This is a genomic window from Clostridium sp. HCP1S3_C6 (assembly GCF_052066735.1).
Lineage (GTDB): Bacteria > Bacillota > Clostridia > Clostridiales > Clostridiaceae > Clostridium.
In genome coordinates this window covers 1-7,227 of sequence record NZ_JBQHRN010000055.1, presented here as the reverse complement: position 1 = coordinate 7,227, position 7,227 = coordinate 1, and the positions used below count along the sequence as shown (strand labels likewise).

Below are 7,227 nucleotides of genomic sequence, written 5' to 3'. Positions count from 1 at the left end.
TCTTGTATAGCAAATTCTTTTGGTTTATAATTTTTACTCAAATATAATCACCCCTAAATATATTATATTACATTTGATTATATTTGAATATATTTTTAATAACTATTAATATTCTCCTTGTAATATATTTTTATACTTCAATATAATATGGACAAATATCCTCATATTCACTATTTTTCATTCTAAATCCATTTGGAATTGTTCCAAGTTGTTTAAATCCAATTCTTTCATATAAATGTCTTGCATGAGTATTAGTTGCAACAACTGCATTAAATTGTAAGACCTTGAAATTTAATTCTCCTGCTTTTTTTATACAATCCTTAACTAATTTTTCTCCAATATGAAGTCCTCTTACTTGTAATGATACTGCATAACTAGCATTACATATATGACCACATCTACCTATATTATTAGGATGAAGTATATAAAGTCCTACTACTTTTTTATTTACTGTATCTTCAGCAACTGCACAATAGCTTTGATTGTAAAAAAACTTTTCTCCTGAAATTTCATCTAAACATTCTTCCTGAGGAAAAGCTATACCTTCTTCAACAACTTCATTCCATATTCTTATCATTTCTTTAATATCTTCTTTTGTATATTTTCTTATTGATAATTTTTCCATTTTAATACTTCCTTTTACTGTCTTTAAATTAATAATATTATATCACTCAATAAATATTAATTCATTATAATATATTTTTACCATAAAAAATAACCATTGTAATATTTTATAAATAAAACAATGGCTATTTTATAAAAATTTCATTATAATTTTTTATGACATATCATCTCCTAAAATATTTTAAGCTAATTTAGTAGCTACCGCAATAATTCCCATACCAATAAAAGCAATAATAACACCCATTAATAAAACCATAATATCAAATCCTTTCTTTTTTGATTTATTATGATTTTATTATATCTTGAAAGAATATGATTATAAATCTTATTTATGTGCTATTTAATTTAATTATAATATTATTTATATTAATTTTAGTTTAATTAAGAACATATTACTTGATTAATTGACATATCATTAGAGCTCCTACTTTTTTGTTTCTTGTTTGAAATTTGCATGATATAATTTATAAATTTGATATGAACATGCATTCAAAAAACTACCTTTAAAACAGTAAAAACATTAATCTTCTTCATAAATCCAATACTAACAATATACGGAAAATTTATTTAAAAATTGTAACGTAAGATATCTTAAATTTCATGCATTAAGACACACTTACGCTACATTGCAATTTGAAAATGATATTCCTTTAAAAACTATATCACTTTTGCTTGGTCATTCAAGTATAAGTACCACTGCTGATATTTATACTCACGTTATGAAAAAATAAAAAAATAAAGCTACTGATATAATTAATGTGTTAAAAATGTGTTAAAACCAAAAATGTGTTAATTATATACTTCTTACAAATGGCTATATATCTACATTTGAACGTGGTTAAAAAGTCTTTAATGTCCAATCCTCACAATTCCAAACTTCTGTTACTAAGCCATTATAAAATTCAGGTTCATGAGATACTAAAAGAATTGAACCTTTATATTCTTTAAGAGCTCTTTTTAATTCGTCCTTAGCATCTTGATCTAGATGGTTTGTAGGTTCGTCTAGAACTAATATATTAGTTTCTCTGTTTATTATCTTGCATAATCTAACTTTTGCAGCTTCTCCTCCTGATAATACTCTTATTTTAGACTCAATTTGCTTTGATGTAAGACCACATTTTGCCAGAGCACTACGTATTTCATATTGATTAAATGAAGGAAATTCTTCCCACACCTCTTCTATACATGTATTATTATTATTTTCTCTATCTTCCTGTTCAAAGTAACCTATATTTTGATAATCTCCCTTATGTACATTTCCAGAAAGAGGTTTTATTATTCCAAGAAGACTTTTTAAAAGTGTTGATTTTCCAAGTCCGTTTGCACCAACTAAAGCAATTTTTTGACCTCTTTCCATATAAAGATTAAGAGGTTTTGTAAGAGGACTATCATATCCTATTACAAGATCTTCTGTTTCAAAAATAACTTTACCTGGAGCCTTAGCTGTTTTAAAATTAAACTCTGGTTTTGGTTTTTCTTTAGATATTTCTATTCTTTCCATTTTATCAAGTTTCTTTTGTCTTGATTTTGCCATGTTAGCAGTTGCAACATTAGCTTTATTTCTAGCAACAAAATCCTCAAGCCTTGCTATTTCTTTTTGTTGCTTTTCATATGCTGCTAAAAGTTTTTTCTTATTTTCTTCATAAATACGCATAAACTCATTATAATCTCCAACGTATCTTGTAAGTTTTCTATTTTCCACATGATATATTAAGTTTACAACATCATTTAAAAATGGGATATCATGAGATATTAATATAAAAGCATTTTCATAAGCTTGTAAATATCTTTTAAGCCACTCTATATGCTCTTCATCTAAATAATTTGTAGGTTCATCTAAAAGCATTATATCTGGTTTTTGCAAAAGAAGTTTTCCTAACAATATCTTTGTTCTTTGACCTCCTGATAAATCATCTACATCCTTATCAAGTCCTAAATCTAAAAGTCCAAGCCCCTTTGCCACTTCTTCTACCTTTGCATCTATTATGTAAAATCCATTATTATCTAAAAGATCTTGAATAACAGATGTTCTTTCCATCATTTTTTCAAGCTCATCAGGTGTACAATCACCCATTTTTCCATAAAGTTCATTCATTTCAGCTTCCATATCAAATAAGAACTTAAATGCATCTTTTAATGCATCTCTTATACTTTGACCTTTTTTTAAAACTGCATGTTGATCCATATATCCAACTCTTACATTATTAGACCATATTACTTTACCTTCATCAGGCATAAGTTTACCTGTTATTATGTTCATAAAAGTTGATTTTCCTTCACCATTTGCTCCAATAAGACCCACATGTTCACCTTTTAATAATCTAAAAGATACATCTTCAAATATTGCTCTATCTCCAAAACCATGGCTTATATTTTTAACAGTTACAATGCTCATTAAAAACCTCCGTATTACAATTTTTTATCTTATGATAGATATTTTATTATATATTAATAATTTTTTCTACAAATTATTAATAAAAAAAGCACAAAAGTAATAAATCTTAGAGATTGTAATTACCTTTGCACTTCAAATATCTTAAAAATTAATAATCATATTTATTGCAATTTTCACAAACAACTACTGAAAGGGTTTTATCTTCCACTAATTTTTTATAAGAACATAAAAATTCATTTAATTCAATATCATTTAAATCAACCTTACCAAAGCTTTTTATAAAAACATTTGTAGATTCTAAAAATATTTCAATATCATTTTTTTCATTTTTTATATAATAAGTTGTTGTAGTTTTATTTTTTAATCTTCCTTTATATTTTTCTTGAAAACTTACTGTTTTCCTAAGATTTTCGTAATCTTCCCCTATATTTGAAATATTAATTCCTGCTAATTTCAATTGTTCTTCTAGCATGGATGAATCAAATCCATATCTCTCCATTAGCTTTTTTTGAATATTTAAAAACTTATCTTGAGAAATATTATTTTCATTCATATATTCATATATTTTCTGAGTAAATTCAGACATGGTAATTTTGCCTTCTGCCATCTGGTAATACAATGAATACATATAGTCTTCTAACTTATCAACATCCTTGTCTTTAGCTTTATTTTTTATTTCATTAAAGTCTATAATTCTATCACTCATATATACACCATCCTCAATTTGATTAAAATATATTTTACTTCATTATAGACTAAATTGCCATACTTATTGAACAAATTAATTTATTTTTTACAATTAAACTTCAAATAATAATTAATTTTTTTACTTTTCAAATGAAAAAAGGAGGCTGCTTTCACGCAGCCTAAAAATTTATTTAAATAATTCAGTAGATAAATATCTATCTCCTGTATCTGGAAGTAACACCACAATATTTTTTCCTTTATTTTCTGGTCTTTTTGCTATTTTTTCTGCTGCATATAATGCTGCACCTGATGATATTCCTACAAGTACTCCCTCTGCTTTTGCAATTTCTCTTGCAGCTTCAAAAGCTTCTTCATTTTCTATAGTAACTATTTCATCATAGATTTTAGTGTTTAATGTATCTGGAACAAATCCAGCACCAATACCTTGAATTTTATGTGCTCCAGCCTTACCTTCTGATAATACTGGTGAACCTTTAGGTTCTACTGCTATTATTTTCACATTACTATTTTTAGACTTTAAATATTCACCAACTCCTGTAATAGTACCACCAGTACCAATACCAGCTATAAATATATCAACTTTTCCGTCTAAATCTTCATATATTTCTGGTCCTGTAGTTAATTTGTGAATTTCTGGATTTGCAGGATTTTCAAATTGTGCTGGTATAAATGAATTTTCTATTGAAGCAGCAAGTTCTTTAGCTTTTTCAATAGCGCCCTTCATTCCTTTACTTCCTTCAGTTAAAACAACTTCTGCGCCATAAGCTTTAATTAAATTTCTTCTTTCAATACTCATTGTTTCTGGCATTACAATTTTAACCTCATACCCTTTAGCTGCTGCTACTGCTGCAATTCCGATTCCAGTATTACCACTTGTTGGTTCAATTATTACTGATCCCTTTTTTAATGTTCCTTTCTTTTCAGCATCTTCAATCATTGCCTTTGCTATTCTATCTTTAATACTTCCAGCTGGATTAAAATATTCAAGCTTAACAAAAAGATTTGCATCTATTCCTCTCTTTTCAGAATATTTTTGCACTTCCAATAAAGGTGTTTTTCCGATTAATTCTGTTACATTCTTATAAACTTTTGACATAAAAATCACTCCTTAAAATAAATAATATATAAACTTTATAAATTAAACATATATATTAAGTATGTTTTCTATGTTTTTAGTATATGCCTTATTTTTACTATTGTCAATTATTTTTTTATTTATCAATAAAAAAATAAAAAAGGACATAAAAGCCCTAATATTCTAATCCATACATTTTTTTCATTTTAAATTTTTCTTAAACGTTTCTTAAAATATACTGACTTTATTATTATCTAATGTATTTATGGTATAATTATTATGTAAAATTTAACTTAGGGAGGTAAATAACTATGGCAGTACTTGTTACAGGCGGTATGGGCTATATAGGTAGCCATACTTGCGTAGAATTACTAAATAGTGGTAAAGAAGTTATTGTTATTGATAATCTTTATAACAGTAAAATACAAGTTAAAGATAGAATAAAAGAAATTACTGGAAAGGATATTAAGTTTTACAACATAAACTTAACAGATAAGGAAAAAGCAGAAACAGTATTTAAAGAAAATAAAATAGATTCAGTTATTCATTTTGCAGCATTAAAAGCTGTAGGCGAATCAGTTTCTAAACCTCTTGAATATTATACTAATAATATGACTTGCCTACTAAATATTCTTAATTTAATGAAAGAATACAACGTTAAAAATTTAATTTTTAGTTCTTCTGCAACGGTTTATGGTCAAGCGAAAACTATGCCAATTTTGGAAACTTTCCCAAGAAGCGCTACAAATCCTTATGGGCAAACAAAATTAATGTCTGAAAATATTTTAATGGATCTTGCAAAAGCTGATAAATCATTTAATATAGCACTTCTTAGATATTTTAACCCTATTGGAGCTCATGAAAGCGGACTAATAGGAGAAGAGGCTCGTGGTATTCCAAATAACTTAATGCCTTATATTACAAAAGTTGCAGTTGGTGAATTAAAAGAATTAAGCGTTTTTGGTAATGATTACAATACACCAGATGGAACTTGCATAAGAGATTATATACATGTTGTTGATTTAGCTAAAGGTCATATTAAGGCATTAGAAAAATTAGATACAAATTGTGGACTTGTAATTTATAATCTTGGAACTGGAAAAGGATATAGTGTACTTGATATAGTAAAAGCTTTTAGTAAAGCCAGTAATATAGATATTCCTTATAAAATTGCTCCTAGAAGACCTGGTGACATAACAGTATGTTATGCAGATCCTTCAAAAGCAAATAAAGAACTTAATTGGCATGCAGAAAAGGATATTAATGATATGTGTAGAGATTCTTGGAGATGGCAAAGCCAAAATCCAAAAGGATATGTATAAATAAAACCTATAAAAATGTCAAATTAAAAGCAATATTATTTACACAACATAAATAATATTGCTTTTTATATTTTCATCATTTACCATACCTTCGTATAATGCCTGTGAAAATCCTTTTATACTTGTAATAGGCTTTTAATATCATGAGATAAATCTAAAAGCATTCTATCTCTAGTATCTTTTAGTCTTTTATTTTCTTCTTTACTATTTTTTAATTTTTCAGTTAAGTAATTAATAGTATCACTAATTACTTTAAATTCATATAAATTATCTTCATTTATTCTTTCATCATAATTACCCTCAGTAATTTTAGATAATAAATTATTAATATTATCTAGAGGCTTTTTTATTTTTCTTGTAGTATAAACACTATAAATTATTACACACATTATTGTCAAAAAAAGTGCAATTATTATTGTAATAACATATGTAATTAATACAGGTTTTGAAATACTAGAAGAAATATTGTTAAGCTTAATTCCAATATTAACACTGAATCAATAACATTTCCTTCTCTGTCTAAAATCTCAATATAAGCACATATTTCATTAATTTGATCTTCATCTAAATCTTTATAATCAAGATTACTGTCTGTAATTGCATTTAAAATAGCAATACCATCATTATTAATAATATTACTTATTATAGCTAAAGCAAAATATGAAATAATAATTATTAATGTAATAGTAATTATTAAGGCAATATAATATTTAGATAAGGATACAAGAAGTTTTTCATTCTTTTTTCTACTCATTAACACTTACCAATTTCTCAAATTTATACCCAAGACCGCTTATATCCATCCATCCCAGGCATCATAATGTCAAGAATAGCTAAGTGAAGTTCTATGTCACTATTTATTATTTCTAAAGCTTTGTTTCCATCACTAGCAGTGATAATATTATACCCTTCTTTGTCTAAATATAATTCTATTATTTCAAGTATTTCTTTTTCATCATCACTTACCAAAATATTGTATTTCATTAATAAAGCTGCTACTTAAAATGTAATCAAATATAAACATTTTAAGAATTTTACTGTTTCAATGTATCTGCTTTTGTTATAAAAACTACTTGCATTTGATATGATACTCCACAGTCGTA

8 protein-coding genes and 1 pseudogene are annotated in these 7,227 nt (G+C 26.2%); 2 read left to right on the top strand and 7 right to left on the bottom strand.

Annotated features, from left to right (window positions below; all coding sequences use genetic code 11):
• Positions 1–130 precede the first annotated feature (130 nt).
• Positions 131–625: an N-acetyltransferase family protein gene (locus tag ACTNAO_RS12525; protein WP_441029555.1), complete on the bottom strand. Its 495-nt coding sequence runs from the start codon at positions 623–625 to the stop codon at positions 131–133.
• Between the two features lie 574 nt (positions 626–1,199).
• Between ACTNAO_RS12525 and ACTNAO_RS12520 the strand changes: the two are divergent.
• Positions 1,200–1,355 (top strand): annotated as a pseudogene (locus tag ACTNAO_RS12520) (tyrosine-type recombinase/integrase); the annotation flags it as partial.
• Positions 1,356–1,462: 107 nt separating this feature from the next.
• On the opposite strand, the gene ACTNAO_RS12515 reads toward ACTNAO_RS12520, so the two are convergent.
• The 3 genes from ACTNAO_RS12515 to cysK all read right to left on the bottom strand — a co-directional run bounded on the left by ACTNAO_RS12515 (position 1,463) and on the right by cysK (position 4,823).
• A complete protein-coding gene (locus ACTNAO_RS12515) occupies positions 1,463–3,019 on the bottom strand; it encodes an ABC-F family ATP-binding cassette domain-containing protein (protein WP_441029558.1) in 1,557 nt (518 codons plus the stop codon).
• A 148-nt stretch (positions 3,020–3,167) separates the two neighbouring features.
• Entirely contained in the window at positions 3,168–3,725 is a 558-nt protein-coding gene (locus tag ACTNAO_RS12510) for a DUF3867 domain-containing protein (protein ID WP_441029561.1), read from the bottom strand.
• Between the two features lie 168 nt (positions 3,726–3,893).
• Entirely contained in the window at positions 3,894–4,823 is a 930-nt protein-coding gene (cysK, locus tag ACTNAO_RS12505) for a cysteine synthase A (protein ID WP_441029564.1), read from the bottom strand.
• Between the two features lie 290 nt (positions 4,824–5,113).
• On the opposite strand from cysK, the gene galE reads away from it, so the two are divergent.
• The gene (galE, locus tag ACTNAO_RS12500; RefSeq protein ID WP_441029567.1) at positions 5,114–6,124 is read left to right on the top strand and encodes a UDP-glucose 4-epimerase GalE; all 1,011 of its coding nucleotides are present in this window, start codon (positions 5,114–5,116) and stop codon (positions 6,122–6,124) included.
• A 116-nt stretch (positions 6,125–6,240) separates the two neighbouring features.
• Here the strand turns inward: galE and ACTNAO_RS12495 are convergent, their stop codons facing one another.
• The 3 genes from ACTNAO_RS12495 to ACTNAO_RS12485 are packed head-to-tail and all read right to left on the bottom strand — an operon-like array spanning position 6,241 to position 7,108.
• The gene (locus ACTNAO_RS12495; RefSeq protein ID WP_441046279.1) at positions 6,241–6,522 is read right to left on the bottom strand and encodes a HAMP domain-containing protein; all 282 of its coding nucleotides are present in this window, start codon (positions 6,520–6,522) and stop codon (positions 6,241–6,243) included.
• 35 nt (positions 6,523–6,557) lie between these two features.
• Complete coding sequence (locus tag ACTNAO_RS12490; RefSeq protein WP_441029573.1) at positions 6,558–6,878, bottom strand: hypothetical protein; 321 nt, start codon at positions 6,876–6,878, stop codon at positions 6,558–6,560.
• A gap of 23 nt (positions 6,879–6,901) precedes the next feature.
• Positions 6,902–7,108 (bottom strand): response regulator, encoded by a 207-nt coding sequence (locus ACTNAO_RS12485; RefSeq protein WP_441029576.1) that lies wholly within the window; start codon positions 7,106–7,108, stop codon positions 6,902–6,904.
• Between the last annotated feature and the right edge of the window lie 119 nt (positions 7,109–7,227).